Annotated in this window: 16 protein-coding genes and 1 pseudogene; 9 read left to right on the top strand and 8 right to left on the bottom strand. The window is 66.0% G+C overall.

Annotated elements, in window-relative coordinates:
* The 4 genes and pseudogenes from EB084_07175 to yqeC all read right to left on the bottom strand — a co-directional run.
* Nucleotides 1–261, bottom strand: a 261-nt coding sequence (locus EB084_07175) for a hypothetical protein (protein ID NDD28031.1), incomplete at its 3' end; no start/stop codon positions are given.
* 172 nt (nucleotides 262–433) lie between these two features.
* Nucleotides 434–1,381: an alpha/beta hydrolase gene (locus EB084_07170; protein NDD28030.1), complete on the bottom strand. Its 948-nt coding sequence runs from the start codon at nucleotides 1,379–1,381 to the stop codon at nucleotides 434–436.
* Nucleotides 1,266–2,035 (bottom strand): annotated as a pseudogene (locus EB084_07165) (EF2563 family selenium-dependent molybdenum hydroxylase system protein). Before EB084_07165 ends, EB084_07170 begins: the two are co-directional and overlap by 116 nt.
* Nucleotides 2,032–3,432, bottom strand: a complete 1,401-nt coding sequence (gene yqeC, locus EB084_07160) for a putative selenium-dependent hydroxylase accessory protein YqeC (GenBank protein ID NDD28029.1) — start codon at nucleotides 3,430–3,432, stop codon at nucleotides 2,032–2,034. The pseudogene EB084_07165 and the gene yqeC overlap by 4 nt, the downstream one beginning before the upstream one ends.
* 62 nt (nucleotides 3,433–3,494) lie before the next feature.
* Between yqeC and EB084_07155 the strand changes: the two genes are divergently transcribed.
* Complete coding sequence (locus EB084_07155) at nucleotides 3,495–4,115, top strand: haloacid dehalogenase (GenBank protein ID NDD28028.1); 621 nt, start codon at nucleotides 3,495–3,497, stop codon at nucleotides 4,113–4,115.
* A 20-nt stretch (nucleotides 4,116–4,135) separates the two neighbouring features.
* On the opposite strand, the gene EB084_07150 is transcribed toward EB084_07155, so the two are convergent.
* Nucleotides 4,136–5,719: a hypothetical protein gene (locus EB084_07150; GenBank protein ID NDD28027.1), complete on the bottom strand. Its 1,584-nt coding sequence runs from the start codon at nucleotides 5,717–5,719 to the stop codon at nucleotides 4,136–4,138.
* On the opposite strand from EB084_07150, the gene rsmA reads away from it, so the two are divergent.
* Complete coding sequence (gene rsmA, locus EB084_07145) at nucleotides 5,718–6,626, top strand: ribosomal RNA small subunit methyltransferase A (GenBank protein NDD28026.1); 909 nt, start codon at nucleotides 5,718–5,720, stop codon at nucleotides 6,624–6,626. The two genes, EB084_07150 and rsmA, sit on opposite strands and share 2 nt — an antisense overlap.
* A 12-nt stretch (nucleotides 6,627–6,638) precedes the next feature.
* On the opposite strand, the gene EB084_07140 is transcribed toward rsmA, so the two are convergent.
* Genes EB084_07140 through EB084_07130 form a run of 3 tightly spaced genes read right to left on the bottom strand, consistent with a single transcriptional unit; the run spans nucleotide 6,639 to nucleotide 8,230 of the window.
* Nucleotides 6,639–7,049, bottom strand: a complete 411-nt coding sequence (locus tag EB084_07140) for a biopolymer transporter ExbD (GenBank protein NDD28025.1) — start codon at nucleotides 7,047–7,049, stop codon at nucleotides 6,639–6,641.
* A 31-nt stretch (nucleotides 7,050–7,080) separates the two neighbouring features.
* Nucleotides 7,081–7,521: a biopolymer transporter ExbD gene (locus tag EB084_07135; protein ID NDD28024.1), complete on the bottom strand. Its 441-nt coding sequence runs from the start codon at nucleotides 7,519–7,521 to the stop codon at nucleotides 7,081–7,083.
* A 40-nt stretch (nucleotides 7,522–7,561) separates the two neighbouring features.
* Entirely contained in the window at nucleotides 7,562–8,230 is a 669-nt protein-coding gene (locus EB084_07130; protein ID NDD28023.1) for a MotA/TolQ/ExbB proton channel family protein, read from the bottom strand.
* Nucleotides 8,231–8,477: 247 nt separating this feature from the next.
* Between EB084_07130 and EB084_07125 the strand changes: the two genes are divergently transcribed.
* From EB084_07125 to EB084_07095, 7 genes are all read left to right on the top strand, one after another.
* Nucleotides 8,478–9,425, top strand: a complete 948-nt coding sequence (locus EB084_07125; GenBank protein ID NDD28022.1) for a serine/threonine protein kinase — start codon at nucleotides 8,478–8,480, stop codon at nucleotides 9,423–9,425.
* A gap of 74 nt (nucleotides 9,426–9,499) precedes the next feature.
* Complete coding sequence (locus tag EB084_07120) at nucleotides 9,500–9,754, top strand: hypothetical protein (GenBank protein ID NDD28021.1); 255 nt, start codon at nucleotides 9,500–9,502, stop codon at nucleotides 9,752–9,754.
* A 223-nt stretch (nucleotides 9,755–9,977) separates the two neighbouring features.
* On the top strand, nucleotides 9,978–11,546 hold the full coding sequence (locus EB084_07115) for a bifunctional metallophosphatase/5'-nucleotidase (protein ID NDD28020.1): 1,569 nt from the start codon (nucleotides 9,978–9,980) through the stop codon (nucleotides 11,544–11,546).
* Complete coding sequence (locus tag EB084_07110) at nucleotides 11,543–12,595, top strand: type II secretion system F family protein (protein NDD28019.1); 1,053 nt, start codon at nucleotides 11,543–11,545, stop codon at nucleotides 12,593–12,595. The genes EB084_07115 and EB084_07110 overlap by 4 nt, the downstream gene beginning before the upstream one ends.
* Before the next feature lie 173 nt (nucleotides 12,596–12,768).
* Complete coding sequence (locus EB084_07105; protein ID NDD28018.1) at nucleotides 12,769–13,368, top strand: hypothetical protein; 600 nt, start codon at nucleotides 12,769–12,771, stop codon at nucleotides 13,366–13,368.
* A gap of 4 nt (nucleotides 13,369–13,372) precedes the next feature.
* Entirely contained in the window at nucleotides 13,373–14,803 is a 1,431-nt protein-coding gene (locus EB084_07100) for a hypothetical protein (GenBank protein NDD28017.1), read from the top strand.
* 71 nt (nucleotides 14,804–14,874) lie between these two features.
* Nucleotides 14,875–15,870 (top strand): hypothetical protein, encoded by a 996-nt coding sequence (locus EB084_07095; protein NDD28016.1) that lies wholly within the window; start codon nucleotides 14,875–14,877, stop codon nucleotides 15,868–15,870.
* Nucleotides 15,871–15,904 lie beyond the last annotated feature (34 nt).

The raw sequence follows: 15,904 nt of genomic DNA, 5'->3' as shown, positions 1-15,904 counted from the left end.
GTACCCGAGGTCGACCGCGGAGTTGCGGTAGTTTGCCCGCTGCTCCACCATCGAGATCTGGGCTTCGAGGCTGAGCGTGACGCGGTCGCGCTGCCACGGTGACTTGAAGTCTACGCCCAGGAGCGCCGTGCTGTCGAGGGTCTCTTGCGCAACCCCCGTGCTCACCTGGCCGACTTTGGAGCCAGCGCTCTGGCTCAGCTGGACGCTGTCTCGGCCCCTGCGCGCGCGGATCTGCTCGATGCGGTCTTTGTCTTCGGCCATCGGCCTGCCTCCTTGTGGGCAACCGTCTCGTGCAGGGGGCGCCTTGTCGAACGAGCGCAGGCGCGACCAGGGCACAAATCGGCGTATACTACCAGATTATAGCACGGAATCGTGTTTCCGAACCCATACACATGTTAACAAAATGTGAACACGGGCGGGGTGGGCGGTGACGTCAGCGCTCTCCGACGTGACCCTCGATGAAGTCGCCGATGAGGGCAAAGGTGTCGGCTCGCCAAGGCTCGTTGAGAACTTCGTGATACTGGCCGGGCAGGCCCTTCCACGTCTTCTCCGGGGCGTGCAGGCGATCGTAGACGGCACGGGAGGCGGCGGGAGAGGCCACGCCGTCGTCTTCACCGATGACGAAGAGCGCCGGCATGCCGAGCGGGCCACAGGTCTCGAGCGCGCGCTGGACGCGAACCACCTCCACGAACCACCCTGCAGTCGCGTTCCTGAAGATGAGCGGGTCGGTCTTGTACGCGTGGTTGCTGGCTTCGTTGTGCGACAGCATCGCCGGGTCGAGGCCTGCCGGCAAGGAGAACGAAGGCTTGACGCGTGCCAGTGCGCGCGCCAGGGCAACCTTCCACGCGGGCACCGCGAGGGCGATGCCCATGAACGGATTGGTGAGCACGAGCCCACGGATGCTGGCTGCCGAACTTCGTTGCACCGCCCAGAAAAAGGCGGTCAGCCCCCCGTTGCTGTGCCCCAGAACGAAGTGCGCAAGCCCGTCGCGCTCCGCGTTGATGGCGGCCACTGCTGCATCGACGTCATCGAGGTACTCGTCGAACCGCACGATGAGCCCACGCCTGCCCTCTGAGCGACCGTGACCGCGCAGGTCGAGCGACCACGTCTCGATGCCGCGGGCGCCGAGGGCTTCGGCCAGCTCGGAGTAGCGCTCCCCGTGCTCGCAGTAGCCGTGCACGACGAGGAGCGTCGCGCGCGCATTCGCGGCGGTCCAGCGGTGAAGCGACAGCCGCGTGCCGTCCTTGCTCGTGATGGTCGTTCGCTCAGCCAACGGTCTGCCACCATTCCATGATTGCCTCGAGCACGCCGCCACCGATGGCGCGCGACTTGTCTGAGATGACATCGAGGTCGAAGGTGGTTTCGGGCCGCGGGTCGACATCGCCTACTTTCAGGCCTCGGCGCACCGCTGTCCCGGATGTGAGGAGGCCCCTCACCGTTCCGCCGATCTGCGCGCACACGGCCTCGCCCTCGACGTCGCCCACCGTTCGATGGTGGCATTGAAGACGCCGTCTGCCGGGGCGCGAAGAACCCGCGCGATGTCGTGCCCGCCCAGCTCACCTGGACGGCCGGTGTCGGGGTGCGCCGTGCCGTGCGTGAGAACGCGCCCCAGGAAGTGCCCGCGCTGGGTCTCGATGATGCGATGGCAGTGCCGTCCCACCTCGAACCCCGGCCCCAGCCCCACCACCAGGGGGGCCTGATCCGGCAGGGTGTCATTGGCTGATTTTGTCATGCGGGCATCGACTACGACCTGTGGGCGCATCGTCGCGATGGACCGACCCTCTGCGTCGACGAGTACAGGAACCCAGTCCAGTCGCGCGAGAACGGGCTGATCGACCCTGCGGGCTTCGACCCCCTCGACCTCGCATCGCCCGTCGAGCACCGCGCGCGCGAACGCCACGCGTCGGCGGATGGCGAGCGGGGTCTCGAGCTCGAGCACGAGGAGCGGGAAGCCGCAGCGGTGCAGGCGCCAGGCCACACCGGTCGCGAGATCCCCCGCGCCTCGGACGATCACCGTGGGCAGCGCGTTCCTCACACGACCTCCTCGAGCGCAGAGGGGACGTCGATGTCTCGGTGCACGCCGGGGTCTTCGACGTCGATGAGGCAGAGATCGGCCGCATGCGCGGCCAGCAGGGGAGCGGCGCCGGAATCGCCCTCCAGGCGCGAGAGGCCATTCGCGAAGCGCCGGGACAGCACGACGGGGTGGCCACGACGCCCGTTGTGGCGGGGGGCCACGATGTCGAAGGGCGTGCTGGCGTAGGTCTCGAGAACCCGTGCGATCGTGTCGGGTGTGATGAACGGCATGTCGCCGAGCGCGAGCAGCAGCCCGTCTCCGTCGGGAGCGGCCGCCACCCCGGCTGCGATCGAGGTCGACAGACCCTGTTCGAAGCGAGGGTTGTCGACGAATCGAACCCGCGCATCGCGCTCCGCTTCGCCTGCCGCGGCTCGCACCATCTCTGCGGCAGGCCCCAGCACGACGGTGATCGACGCGACAGCGGAGGCCCGCAGCGCATCGAGTGCGTGCGCGATCACGGCAATCCCGTCGATGGGCGCCACCAGCTTGGCCGAACCGAACCGCATCGAGCGCCCAGCGGCCAGGAGAACGGCGTGCACCTCGCGTCTCTGCCGCCGCTGCCACATCACCGCAACCTCGTCTGGCAGCGCGCGTCCACGGCCCGCGATGCGCACGACGCCTCGTGCCTCGAGGTGCGGTGAGAGCGCGTCCGCCAGGGCGTTCGCCTTGCGCAGGGTGTCGTCGTCGTCGATCTTGTTGATGAGCACCGTGGTCGAGAAGCGCTTGGCTGCGGCCAGGCACGACGGCTGGTCGAGCAGGGCTCGAGCCACATCATCGGCGCCCAGCGCCGTCTCGTCGCGGAGTCTCAGCCGCGGCCAGAGAAGGTGGTTCCGGTGCACCAGGGCGGAGTCGCGGCGGGCCCCCACGGCATCTGCGCCCACGACGACGCAGAGCCGATCGAGATGGCGCGGCAGAACGGGCTCGTCATCGCGATATCCCTTCACGGAGGCGCCGCGAGAGCCGTCGACCTCGACCACGGTGAGATCGGCGACCCGCGCCGCGATCATCGCGTCGAGCAGTGCGGGGGGCGGGCCGCTCATCTTGCGGCCGTCTGGGGCGATCTCTCCAACGAAGAGCGGTTCGGTGGCCCGCTCGAGGGCCATGCGCACGTCATCTGCGCAGCGCGGCGAGAGCGGTTGCGGCGGGACCCTGATCTTGGTGGTGGTGGTGACCACCACGCTTCTCCCCTGAGATGCAGGCCGCGGGTGAGCGGCGCGGGGGGGAGCGATGCCATGGGGGGGGATTCTGTGCCTCTCGTTGCGGGGCCTCCAGTGCTGCTGACTGACGAATCGCGGGGATAGGGAGACGAGACGGCGACGACGTACTCCCGTTGAGCGGCCAGGTGCCCCTGTGTCCACGGGTCTGGAGGGGGAGCGAGGCCGACGACGCGCCTCGTTTGGGCGCTGCTGGAGGTGTGGAGGTGGAACTCGAGGAGATCGCTGGTCGCATCCGCGAGCGCTTCGAGCGCAGCGAGCGTGTCCGCGAGCGGGTGCTGGCCTTGCACCGTGAGGCCATTCGCGCGTCTGGCCTGGCCATCCGCGCGCTCCACCGGGGAGACTTCGACGAGGCGCGAGGGCTCGTCGGCAAGGCCGGCGCGACCCTCGATCAGGTCCACCAGGAGGTGGCCGAGCACCCCCAGGTCTACCATGCGGGCTACGTCCACGACGCGCAGAAGGAGTTCGCCGAAGCCTCGCTCACGCTGGCCCTGGTCACCGACGCCCCGCTGCCCTCACCGGAGGCCTTGCGCGTGGAGGACGCGGCCTGGCTCAACGGCCTCGCTGAATCGGTGGGGGAGCTGCGGCGCTACATCCTCGATAGGCTGCGCCAGCGCGAGGTTGGTCCGAGCGAGACGCTGCTTGCGCGCATGGACGAGATCTACTCGATGCTCACCTCCATGGACTACCCGGATGCCCTCACCCGCGGGTTGCGCCGCTCCACCGACGTGGCCCGGGGATGCATCGAGAAGACGCGTGGAGACCTCACCCACCACGTCTCGATGCGCGACCTCGAGGAGCGCCTCGACCGTCTCCGCGCCCTCTGATCGAGACGGCTTCGGAGGGGTCAGCGCGGCGCGCGGCCCTCGTCGGTGGCGTACGGCAGTGGGGCGGGCATCGTGGCCGCGGGGCTGCCATCGGGTCGTGTCAGCTCCGAAGGAGCGGGGGGAGACTGACCAGACTCGACCTCGCTCGTGGGCTGATCGGGTGTGCGCGGGCTCTCGAGGTTGGTGGAGGGCATGCGCGGCACCTGGGGCGCGGGAACGTCGGTCGTGGGGATCACGGCCGGCCTGCCGCTGGCGTCAGCCGATGGAGATGCCTGCAGGGCGGCGCCCTGGGCCTCGTAGGCCTTGTATCGGTGCGCCCAGTCTTTCCCCAGGACGATGGTGATGTCGGCTTTCTGGTTAACCTTCGATCGGCCATCGACGATGAGCGTCTGGCCCATCAGGGTCTGCAGGGCCTGGTCTGCCTGGGGGAGGTTGCGGTGGTCCTCGATGTAGGTCTCCTCCGCGGGCTTGCGCGTCGAGTCGACGTCGATGACGTCGTATCCGCGCGCCAGCAGCACATCGGCGAACGCGCGCGCCGCACCCTTCACGTCACTGCCATTGAGGACCTGTACCTTCACCTCATCTGGGAAGAAGCCCTGACGATCGCTGAGCATGCGCACGCAGGTCCGGCGGATCTCCCGATCGTTGGGCTGGATGAACGACACGCCTCCGATGTCGACATCGTCGCCGTCGAGCTTGGCGGTCTTGATCTTCTTGCGATCGAACTTGCGGTAGACGTTGGCGATGTCGATCATCTCGGGAATGGTGAGATCGGTCTGGATGTTCTCCTTGAACACCTTGGCGACCTCATTGTAGGTGGTGTAGCTCGGCTTCTTGAGCTCGCGCAGCAGCGCATCGATGAACTGCTGCTGGCGGCGGATGCGACCGCGGTCTCCTTCTTCGTCGTGTCGGAATCGCACGTAGCCCACCGACTGCTCGCCGTTGAGCTTCTGCACGCCCTTCTTCAGATGGATGTGCAGGTGGCCCCAGTTGTCGTCGTAGTCCATGTTCTTCTCGACGTTCACCGTGACCCCACCTACGGCGTTCACGACAGCCTGGGCGGCGTACTCCTTGATGACCACGGTGTGATCCATGGGAACCCCCACGAGGGCCTCCACCGTCTTTCGGGCCAGCGGGACATCACCTGTCTCCTTGTTGGCGAACGCGGCGTTGATCTTGTCGGTTCCCACGCCAGGGATCTCGACACGCAGGTCGCGGGGGATCGACACGATGTTGAGCACCTGCCCGCGCTTGTCGATGCTCAGGATGAAGATGGTGTCGGAGCGGGCGAACTTCGTGTGATGCTGGTCCTTGTTGTCGTAGTTGTAGTCGACCCCGAGACAGAGGATGTTGAGGCGGTCACGCAGGCCGAATGCCACTTCGCCGGGGGCCTGCATCGTCTTCATGCCCCCCTCCCAGACGCTCCCTTCCTGCGCGATGATGCTGGCAGGCGTCACATAGACGATGTAGAACTTGCCGCCCACGAGGATGCAGGCAGACATGACGAACACGAAGAACGCAAAGGCGAGAGCTCGCTTCCACGTGTAGCGCGTTCGGGGCGAGGGCGTTGATGCTGGGGCGTTGGGTGCCGCGATCTCGGGCATGTCGACGGTCGGACCTCCGGTGCCGTGGTATTATATGCCAACGGGCGCAAGCCTGCAAGAATCAGTCGGGGCCAGCGTCCTGTCAGAGTGCCGTGAGACCCGTTTGAACGGAGGAAGCCCGCGCGTGCGACTCAAGAAGCATCTCGGACAGCATCTCCTGGAAGATCCCGCCACGCTCAGCGAAATCGCGGAGGCGGCTGGGGTACGTGAGGGAGACGCGGTCTTCGAGATCGGACCCGGCCCCGGCACCCTCACTGCGGTGCTGGCGCAGCGGGTGGGCGCTGAGGGCAGGGTTCTTGCCGTCGAGCTCGATCGTGACTGGCACGGTCGTCTCGACGCGGTGCGGCGAACCTGCCCGTGGGTCGAGGTTCAGTGGGGAGACGCGCTGGCGCTCGACCTCGATGGGCTGCTCGAGGGGCCTGGCTGGCGCTGTGTCGCCAACATTCCCTACTACATCACGTCGCCTCTCGTGCAGAAGCTCGTCGAGGCGAGAGCTCACTTCAGCGTGATGGCCCTGCTCATGCAACGCGAGGTGGCCGTTCGCATCGATGCCACGCGCGGGCGTGACGTGGGGCCGCTCTCGCACTACGTTCACTACCACGCGCGCACCGAGGTGGCGCTCGATGTTCCGGCATCGGCCTTTCGCCCTCCGCCGAAGGTGGCCTCCGCGCTGCTGGTGCTGCGCCCTCTCGCGGCGCCGCCGGTCGACGTGCCGTTCGAGATGCTGAGACCGCTCATCGCGACGGCCTTCTCCGCGCGTCGGAAGATGCTTCGCAGCACCCTGCGCGCGTTGATGCCAGGGGAGGGCGAGGTGGAGAGCTGGTTGCGGCGCGCGGAGATCGCTCCGACAGCGCGCGCCGAAGACCTCGGCCTCGACGACTTCGCCCGGCTGGTGCGCGCGCGCTGACGGTGTTCGGGGCTACTTCGGCTGGGCAGCCAGTGCGATGCCGGTGAGCCCCACGGCCTTGGCGCTGTCCATGACGCTCACAACCTGAAGGTACTCCACGTTGTCTTCTGCCATGATGATGACGCGGTCGGTGTTCTTGTTCTCCTTGAGCCGTCGCAGGTAGCCTTCGAGCTCATTTGCAGCGACCGGCTGACCGTTGACCTTGACCGCGTCAGGGACAGACACAGACACGATGATTCCGCTCGGATCATCTGCGCTGGTGGTGCTGGCTTCCTTGGGCAGGTTGATGTTGAAGCCGTTCTGCACGACCGCCGTGGCGGCCACCATGAAGATGATGAGAAGCACGAGAAGGACGTCGGTGAACGGGGTGATGTTGATGTCTGCCATCACATCTGGATCACCGTCTCCGGCCTTGACTGCCATCGTGCTTCACCTCCTCTCTCGAATCTGCGTGTCAGGGAGCTGTGGGGGCGGGGACGTTCTGGCCGTCCTTCGGCGCTGTTGCCAGCGCGATGGACGTGAGCTCGGCGTTCTTGGCCAAGTCCATGACCGAGATGACCTGCTTGTACTTCACCTTGCCGTCGGCCATGATGATGACGCGATCGGTGTTCTTGTCGGCCTTGAGGCGCTTCAGGTAGGGGAGCAGGTCGTTCATCTCGAGGTTCCGGCTTCCCACGTAGATCTGGCTCTCCTTCGTGATGGAGATGATGATGTTGCTCTCCTGCGCCTCACCGGCCTTCGCGGCCTTCGGCAGGTTGAGGCCGTAGTTGTTCTGCATCACCGCGCCCGCGGCGATCATGAAGATGATGAGGAGCACGAGAAGGACGTCGGTGAACGGTGTGATGTTGATCTCGGCCATCACGTCCTGATCGCCGTCGCCCGCTTTCACCGCCATGCCGGCTCACCTCCCTCGCACGTTGTCTCGATTCGGCTCATCACTCGCCCATCGGGGCGCGCAGGTCTTCGGGGAACGGCTGCTTCTCACGCGAGAGCAGGATCATCTCCACCAGGCGGTTCGACGCCATGTGCATCTGCTGCATGGCGATCTTGGTGCGGTTCTTGTAGTAGTTGAAGGCGACCACCGAGAGGATGGCCACGAAGAGACCGGCAGCGGTGGCGATGAGGGCTTCAGCCACGCCAGCGCTCACGACGGAGGGGTTCGAGGCCCCCTTCTTCGCGATGTCCTCGAAGGAGCGAATGATGCCCATGACCGTTCCGAAGAGGCCGATGAACGGCGCGATCACGGCCATGGTGCCGATGATTCCGAGGCGCTCGTCGAGCAGGTGGCCCTGCTCGGTGATGGTGGTGCCCATCGCGCCTTCGATGTCTTCCTGTCGGCGCTCGTAGCGGTTGAGCCCTACCTCGAACACGCGGGGGAGGCAGCCGGGCACCTGCTGGCAGAACTCGAGGGCCTTCTGGTGGTTCCCCTCCTGGAGCAGATACGCCATCTGTGCGAGCATCCACTCGTGATCGACGAGCAGGCTCTTGATCTTGAACCAGCGCTCGAAGATGACGCCCACGAGGAGCACGGAACAGAAGACCAGGGCCCACAGTGTGAAGCCGCCCTGATTCAGGAAGTTGAAGATGGCCGCCAGAGGATTCATGGCTGTTCCTTTCGTCGCCCTGTTGCACGCGAGCGAGGTGCTTCTCGCCCATCAAACCTGTTCGACATTATAGCATCGGCTTCCTCGCCTCTACAAGGATAGCAGACCCACGAGGGGCTGTCGCCGCGGAGCGCGAATCCCTCCCGGCGCGGCACGCGATCAACAGAACCCGGCGGTGCGGCGCATCTCGCGCGAGGGCGGTCGTCACACCGCTCGATCGCCCGTATCTCGGTCGGGAGGTCTTTTCATGAAGCCTACGGTCCTCGTGGGCGTGATCGTCGTCGTGGCGGTCGCGATTGCCATCGCGCTCAAGCTGCGCAGACGCGACGCCGAGTCTTCCCCGGTAGACGAGGCTGCGGCCGCCCTCAAGCTTCCGATCAGCAGCACGCGGGTGGGCGACTGCACGATTCACTCGCTCATCTCCACTGACCCGTATGCGTCGCTGTACGCGGCCACGGCGGCTGACGGCACCGCGGTGACGGTCAAGCTGCCCGCGCGCGCGAGCCTTCAAGATGCCGACGAGCTCAAGCGCTTCGAGCGCGAGGCCGAGATGCTCGAGTCGATAGGTCACCCTGGAATCATCCGCCTGGTGAGCCGTGGTCGGGTAGACGAGCGCGCCAGCAAGGTGCCATACATGATTCTCGAGCGCCTCGAAGGCCTCGGCTTTGCCGCTTTCCTCGCCGAACGGGCGCCTGTCGAACCTGCTGAGGCCATCGAGATCCTGCGTCAGATCGCGTCGGCGCTCGAGGTCGTACACAAGCAGGAGATCATCCATCGAAACCTTGGGCCGGAGGCGCTGCAGGTGCTGGCGGACGGTCGGGTCGTGCTGCACAGCTTCGGGGTCGCGCGTGCCGCGGCCATGCAGACCATCACCATGCAGGGGCAGGTGGTGGGAAGCGTCGAGTACATGGCCCCCGAGCAGATGGCGGGCAAGAAGATCGACGGCAAGGTCGACCTCTACGCCGTGGGCGTGCTGGGGTACCAGCTGCTGTCTGGCAAGTCGCCCTTCGCCCACGCGGGCATCGCCGCGCTGATGAAGCAGAAGAGCGAGCTGGAGGGGCCCCACGTCTCCAAGGTGAATCCCGCGGTGCCGGCGGCCCTCGACCGCCTGCTGTCGCAGCTCATGTCATCTGATCCGGGCAGGCGTCCGGCCAACGCGACCCGCGTGGTCTCCGAACTGGCGTCCCTGGGCTGAGCAGCGCCCGCCCTCAGCGATGAGGCGGGGGCCGTCTCACGAGGCGCACACCATTGAAAGAGAGTCGTGAATCGATGTCACAGCCAGCGGCAGAGGCCGAGCACGAAGCGGGCGAAGAGGAAGGAGGGCGCGCGATCACGTGCCCCCTGTGCCAGAGCGCGGAGTTCGTGAAGCGCCTGCTGTTCTTCACCTACTGCGCGAATCCCGCGCACACGCACAAGCAGGGCGAGGTCGCCATCAACACCGTTCTCGAGTTCCGCCAGTGCGTCGAGCACGGCGTTCGCGACGGCTGCGTGCGCACCGTCTTCGACGCCGAGCCGCAGCCCTGAGCGGTCGAACGCTCGGGGGCGACTATTCACATCCCGGTAACATCGTGTCGCAGGAGGCCTCGTTGCGCGGCCGAACCATCAGAGACAACGGTGAAGAGGGAGATGACCTGCGCTCCGCCCAGGCCGGGCAGGCAGGCTTGCTGCTGATCAGGGCTGGCCGGGCAGGTGTCCTGCACGTCTGTCCACGTCAGGCCTTCCCTCTGTCTCGGATACGGAAAGGAGCATGAATCTTTTGTTCCCTGCTTCTCGCTTCATGGCGCGCGCCGCTGTCGCCGCCGCTCTCCTGGGCGCATTGTGCGCGCCCGCACTGGCAGAGCCACAAGAATCCCCCACGCCGGCCCCCGGCTCTACGCTCAGCATCACCATCCTCCACACCAACGACATGCACGGGCACCTCACGCCTGAGGTCGACAAGAGCCTCGCCCCCGCGACGCAGAAGGTCGGTGGCGCGGCATACATGTCGGGCCTCGTCAGGCAGAAGCGGGCCCAGCACCCCGGGCACACCCTGCTGCTCGACGCGGGCGACATCGCTCAGGGAACCCCCATCTCAAACCTCTTCAGCGGGCGCCCCACGGTCGAGTTCATGAACCATCTCGGCTATGACGCCGGCACCATCGGCAATCACGAGTTCGATTGGGGGCCGGCCACACTGGCCGCCCTGATTCACGACGCAAAGCGTCCCATCGTCTGCGCCAATCTCGTCGAGGTGGCCACCGGCGCGGCGCCGGCAGGCGTGAAGCCGTACATCATCAAGCAGATCGACGGGGTCAACGTCGGCATCACAGGGGTCGTCACCCCCAGCACCCCCAACATGAGCTTCAAGCAGAACGTCTCGCCCTTTCGCTTCGAGAACGAGGTGCAGACGCTCAAGACCCTGATTCCGCGCATGCGTCGCAATGGCGCCCGCGTCATCATCGTGCTCAGCCATCTCGGCCTGAAGGAAGACAAGGCGCTTGCCGAGCAGGTGCCGGGCATCGCTGTCATTGTGGGTGGCCACTCCCACACGGCGCTCAAGGACCCCGAGCTCGTGAACGGCACGGTCATCGTGCAGGCCGGCAAGTACATGCGCTACCTGGGCTGCCTCGACGTCACCCTCGACCGAAAGAGCGGCAAGGTGATCGACTACACGCGCAAGGACGAGCTCGTGCCCGTCCTCGATCTGAAGATCTCGCCCGATCCGGTTGTCGCGGGTCTCATCGCGCGCTATCAGGCGCGCATCGGACCTGCGATGGACCAGGTGCTGGGTCAGGCTGCGCAAGACCTCACGCGCACGCCGGCCGCGGGGCAGGGTGACTCGATTCTCGGAGACGTGGTCACCGATGCGCTTCGCACCAAGGTCGATGCCGACGTGGCCGTGTACAACGCGGGCGGCATCCGCTCCGACTTCAACAAAGGCCCCATCAAGGTCAGCGATGTGTACACGTTGCTGCCGTTCGACAACTATCTCGTCACGTTGAAGCTCACCGGCGACCAGCTGCTGCGCCTCGTGGCCCAGGGCGTGGGCGACAGCCACGGCACCATCCAGGTCTCTGGGCTGACGTTCCGCATCGGCGCGGGTGGCCGGCCCTACGACGTGAAGGTGGGCGGTCAGCCCGTCGATCCCGCGAAGACGTATCGGGTTGCGACGGTCGATTTCCTGGCCGAGGGCAATGACGGCCTGCTCGTGTTCAAGGAGGTCAAGGACCGCGTCTACGACGAACTCGCGCGTGACGTGTTCACGGGATACGTGAAGAAGAGCACCCCGCTCAACGCGCCCCAGACAGGTCGCATCACGCGGAGCACCGCTCCGTGATTCCCTCGCCGATGGCCGACTCTGGCACAGAGGAGGGTCGTTGGCCGCATAGCACGCTCGGCCTGTTGATGGGGGTGAGCCTTCGTCAGCAGGCCGTGCTGTTCCGTCAGCTCGCCACCATGATCGATAGCGGGCTGACCAGCGGACGGGCGCTGCAGTCGCTTTCAGCGCACACCCCCGGGCACTTCGGGGAGGCGCTGAAGGCCATGACCGAGGGCCTGAACCGGGGGCTCCCGCTGCACAAGTGCATGGCGCGATATCCGGAGTACTTCAGCGAGCTCACGGTGAGCCTCGTCCAGGCGGGCGAGACGGGGGGGCAGCTCGACAGGCGACTCAACGGCCTCGCAGACGCTCTCGAGAAGACGTATGAGATGCGTCAGCGCCTGCTCAGCCAGTGCGCCTATCCGGTGCTCCTGCTGCACGCCGCCATCTTTCTTCCGCAGCTCTTCCTCCTCTTCACGCAAGGCCTGATGGCGTATCTGGTGGCTGTCATGATTCCCCTGGCGGTTCTGTACGGGACCGTGGGGCTGCTGCTCGCCGTGACCCGAGCATCTGCTGTTTCACTTGCCACCCGAATGGTCGTTGATGCCTTCGCCTTGTCTGTGCCCCTGCTGGGCGCTGTGCTTCGTGATGGCGCCGTGATGCGCTTCCTGCGGGCGCTGGCCGATCTCCTCGAGGCGGGGCTGTCCCTCGGGCGGGCTGTCGAGATCGCCGCCCGCGCCAGTGGGAACACGGTGATCAGCCGTCGTCTCGCGGGGGTCGACGAACAGGTGCAGTCAGGGAGCTCGTTCTCCGCGGCGCTGGCCTCGACGGGTGTGCTCCCCCCATCTGCCCTCCAGATGGTGGTGACCGGAGAGCAGACCGGAACGCTTTCGGCCAGCGTTCTCAAGGCCGCCGAGCTGCTGGCCATCGACTTTGACAACGCGCTTCGTCGCATGGCGTCGGTTCTGCCCCCGATACTCATGCTCGCGGTGGGGGGATTCGTGGCCTGGCGCTGCATCACGCTCTTCCAGACAACCGTTCAGCAGGTCTACAGCGTCATGCCCTGACCGCGCGGTCGTGGGCGCCTGCTTTCGAGACATGTTCATCTTGCGGTTCGTCTGGGGTTACAAAACGCTCACGTTGCGGCAACAAACGTCTGTCATCATGGCCCCCGCGGCGCGTCGATGCGCGTCGATGACATCACGCCAGTTCATGGCGTGCATCAAGAGGGGGTATTGCCATGGGATACAGCCACTACTGGTATCGCCGTCGCACCATCGCGTCTTCCAGGTATCAGGCCATCGTCGAAGATCTCTCCCGGCTTCTGCCGGAGCTCAAGCGTCAAGACGTCCCTCTGGCGGGGGCGTTTGGCACCGGGCGTCCTCGCATCGATCGCCAGGAGATCGTCTTCAACGGCCGAACTCGCTGTCGCCATCCGCAGTCGGTTGCGCCGAGCGCCTTCTCTCGCATGATGGCCCTGGCCTCTCTGCTGTCGATGCCGGAGAGCGAGCGCGAGGCCGCGACCCGAGCGATGTGGGAAGAGGAGCACGCGAGACGTCGATGCCCGGGTACCTGTGCCTACGAGACCTTCTGGTTCCCGCGCACGGCCAGCGACGTGATGGCCGACGACGCCGGCCGCTATTGGGACCGCACGAAGACCGCCCTGCGCCCCTACGATATCGCGGTGACTGCCTCCCTGATCATCGCGCGTCGCCATCTGGGCGACGATATCCGCATCGCCTCCGACGGAGGACAGGCGCAGTGGTTCGACGCACGGCTGCTGTGCCAGAGCGTGCTGGGCTACGGTCTGACGCTGCCCCTGGGGCTGCACGATGAATAGGGCGTTGTTCCTGGGCGTGAGCGTTCCGCTCTACGCGCTGCTGGCTGCGCTGAGCTTCCGGGGGGTCGTGCTGCAAGGCCCCGCCGACGTGGCCGCGCAATCGATCTTCAATCACGAGTACGACTACCCGTTGCAGTGGGCGTACGTTGGTGTCGGCCTCGCGTTGTCGGTGACCTGGCTCTGGGGCATTCGACACTTCTCAGCGCTCGGGCTCTCCGGGCGCGGTGTGCTCGCGGTGGGTGCATTGCTCGGGGGGCTCTCGCTCGCGGCCTATCCTGGGGTGAACTCGAACGACATGATGGCGTATGTGGGGTTCGGGCGAATCTGGGCCGTTCATCGCCTCAATCCGTGGACACACGGATTTGGTGACGTCATCGACTGGTATGCCCCGTATGCCTGGTACCCGTTCGCCATGCCCTACGGCCCGGTCGCCGGCCTCTTCCTCGTTCTGGCGGGCTACGTCTCCACGGTGAGCGTGCCCCTGGCCTTCTACTTCCTCAAGCTCTGCTGGCTCGCTGCGCATCTCTGCGCGGGTTGGCTGGTGCTACGCATCGCGCGCGCCAACGGCCTCGATGGACCCAGGGCTGCGTTCACCTATCTGGCGTGCCCGTTGATCTTGATCGAGATCGTGAACAACGGCCACTGTGACGTTCTGCTGGTGGTTCTGTCTCTCGCTTCGCTCGAGCGCCTGATGTGCACCGATACGTTGCGGGGGGCTTCCGTGGCTGTGGTGCTTGGCGTCCTGGCGTGCCTGGTGAAGCCCACCGCTGTTCTGCTGCTCCTCGCGGAAGGTGCATGGCTGCTGCGATCGGGCCGTGGCATTGCCCTGGCCTGGGGAGCGCTCTTCGCGTGCTGCGCGGCGGGGGGGCTCGCGCTCACCATCTTCGCCTCACCGGAGGCACGGGCTGCCCTGACAAACCCACACATCCTCACCAATGCCCACTCGTTCCACTCGGTTCTCATCCACCTGCGTCACGCGTCGTATCTCACGGTGTATGAGGGCGAAGGCTTCAAGGCCACGCGCGCCATGGTCTCGTTCCTCTTCGCGCTGCTCTGCCTGTGGCGCGCGGCCTGCATACGAACACGCCGCGACGTGGTGCGCGAGTACCTCGGCATGACGCTTGCCCTGATGCTCTTCTACAGCGCCCGTGTGTGGCCGTGGTACACGTCGTGGCTGCTGCCGTTCGCGGCAGTCACCGACAGTCGGCCGCTGCGGCGCTCGATGCTGCTCTACTGCGTGAGCATGTTCGCCGTGTACGCCCTCCCCTTTGCGCTTCTGTGGCAGTCTCTCTTCTGGCACGCGATGCGGGTTCTTCTCTCGAGCGGTCTGCCCCTGATGCTGCTCGCCTATGGGCTCTTGCGAAGAGATACAGCCACAGACGAACAGGCGAGCACGTCTCCATCGCACGACGATTCAGACCCCCTCTATGCGTAGAGCGGAAGATGGTGTATACTACGGGCCACACGCCTCCCTCACGGGCGCGTGACGCACGAGAGGAGCGCGTGATGCTCGGGGCCCTGCAGACCCACCGCCCGTCCTCGTATCGCTGCTCGTCCGCGCCGGTTGCGTCGCGCCCGCCTGACTCCGCTGCCGTCGTCGTTCCCTGGGCCAGTTACGAGACCGACGTCGCCACCGATGCCGTGGCGCCCCTCCGACCCTCGGTCGAGGCGCTTCCCGAGGCTTCAGGCTCAGGCAACAGCCTGATGCGCCGCGTTCTCGGCACCGCCATGCTTGTTGCGGCCGCGATTCCGATTGGCGGGGCCGCGACCGTCGCCTCGACGACCGCCCTCGACGTTACGTCGCTGGGACAGGTCTCTCCCGCGCCCGCCCTCGGCTCACTCACCTCACCCTCCGACTCGACTGCACCCTGGGGTGCGTTTCCCCGTGGGGAGCGTGTGTATCCTCGGGTGCCGACCCAGAAAGGCGATTATGTCGCGCACAAGGTGAACTTCAGCGCCCTCATGAGCAACGAGGAGTTCACCGATGCCACAGCCCTCGACGTCGGGCAGATCCAGAGCGTGCTCGAGCGCAACCACTCATTCCTGGCGACCTATCAGCAAGACGGTCGCCAGGCCGCGCGCATCATCGCCGACGCCGCTGCGGCTCACAGAGTCAATCCCCGGGTCATTCTCGCCACATTGGAGAAGGAGAACAGCCTCGTCACGCGCGAGAAGGTGCCCCCTGCATGGGTGTTGCGCTCGGCGATGGGCTACGCCTACAACGACGGCGGGGGGACCGCGGGTCGCAGCTCAACCTTCGCGTCACAGGTGGACAAAGGCACCCAGCTCATGAGACAGCTGTTCGATGAAGGTCAGGCGTTGTCATATCCACATCGAATGAGCGTCGACTACAACCAGCGCCGCATCCAGGTCGACAATGCGGCAACCCACGCGCTCATGCGGTATACCCCGCACACCGTCGACACGCATCTGCCCGTGGTCGGTGGGGGGAACTACAACTTCCATCATCTGCTGAAGCGCCTGTCTGTCGCTTCAGACTAGTCAGCGTCTGACGCGCGAACGCGGCTGGGCAGCG

It is taken from the genome of Pseudomonadota bacterium, from assembly GCA_010028905.1.
In the GTDB taxonomy this organism is placed as follows: domain Bacteria; phylum Vulcanimicrobiota; class Xenobia; order RGZZ01; family RGZZ01; genus RGZZ01.
Note: the sequence above shows the minus strand (reverse complement) of the source record. Positions and strands in the feature narration are given on the sequence as shown.

What these genes read in the sequence shown, in the direction of transcription:
- EB084_07125 (NDD28022.1), top strand. Translation starts at nt 8,478, where the DNA reads ATGAAGCCTACGGTCCTCGTGGGCGTGATCGTCGTCGTGGCGGTCGCG.
- EB084_07095 (NDD28016.1), top strand. Translation starts at nt 14,875, where the DNA reads ATGCTCGGGGCCCTGCAGACCCACCGCCCGTCCTCGTATCGCTGCTCG.
- EB084_07130 (NDD28023.1), bottom strand. Translation starts at nt 8,230, where the DNA reads ATGAATCCTCTGGCGGCCATCTTCAACTTCCTGAATCAGGGCGGCTTC.
- EB084_07115 (NDD28020.1), top strand. Translation starts at nt 9,978, where the DNA reads ATGAATCTTTTGTTCCCTGCTTCTCGCTTCATGGCGCGCGCCGCTGTC.
- EB084_07170 (NDD28030.1), bottom strand. Translation starts at nt 1,381, where the DNA reads ATGTCGACCCGCGGCCCGAAACCACCTTCGACCTCGATGTCATCTCAG.
- EB084_07150 (NDD28027.1), bottom strand. Translation starts at nt 5,719, where the DNA reads ATGCCCGAGATCGCGGCACCCAACGCCCCAGCATCAACGCCCTCGCCC.
- EB084_07135 (NDD28024.1), bottom strand. Translation starts at nt 7,521, where the DNA reads ATGGCGGTGAAAGCGGGCGACGGCGATCAGGACGTGATGGCCGAGATC.
- rsmA (NDD28026.1), top strand. Translation starts at nt 5,718, where the DNA reads ATGTCGACGGTCGGACCTCCGGTGCCGTGGTATTATATGCCAACGGGC.
- EB084_07120 (NDD28021.1), top strand. Translation starts at nt 9,500, where the DNA reads ATGTCACAGCCAGCGGCAGAGGCCGAGCACGAAGCGGGCGAAGAGGAA.
- EB084_07105 (NDD28018.1), top strand. Translation starts at nt 12,769, where the DNA reads ATGGGATACAGCCACTACTGGTATCGCCGTCGCACCATCGCGTCTTCC.
- EB084_07140 (NDD28025.1), bottom strand. Translation starts at nt 7,049, where the DNA reads ATGGCAGTCAAGGCCGGAGACGGTGATCCAGATGTGATGGCAGACATC.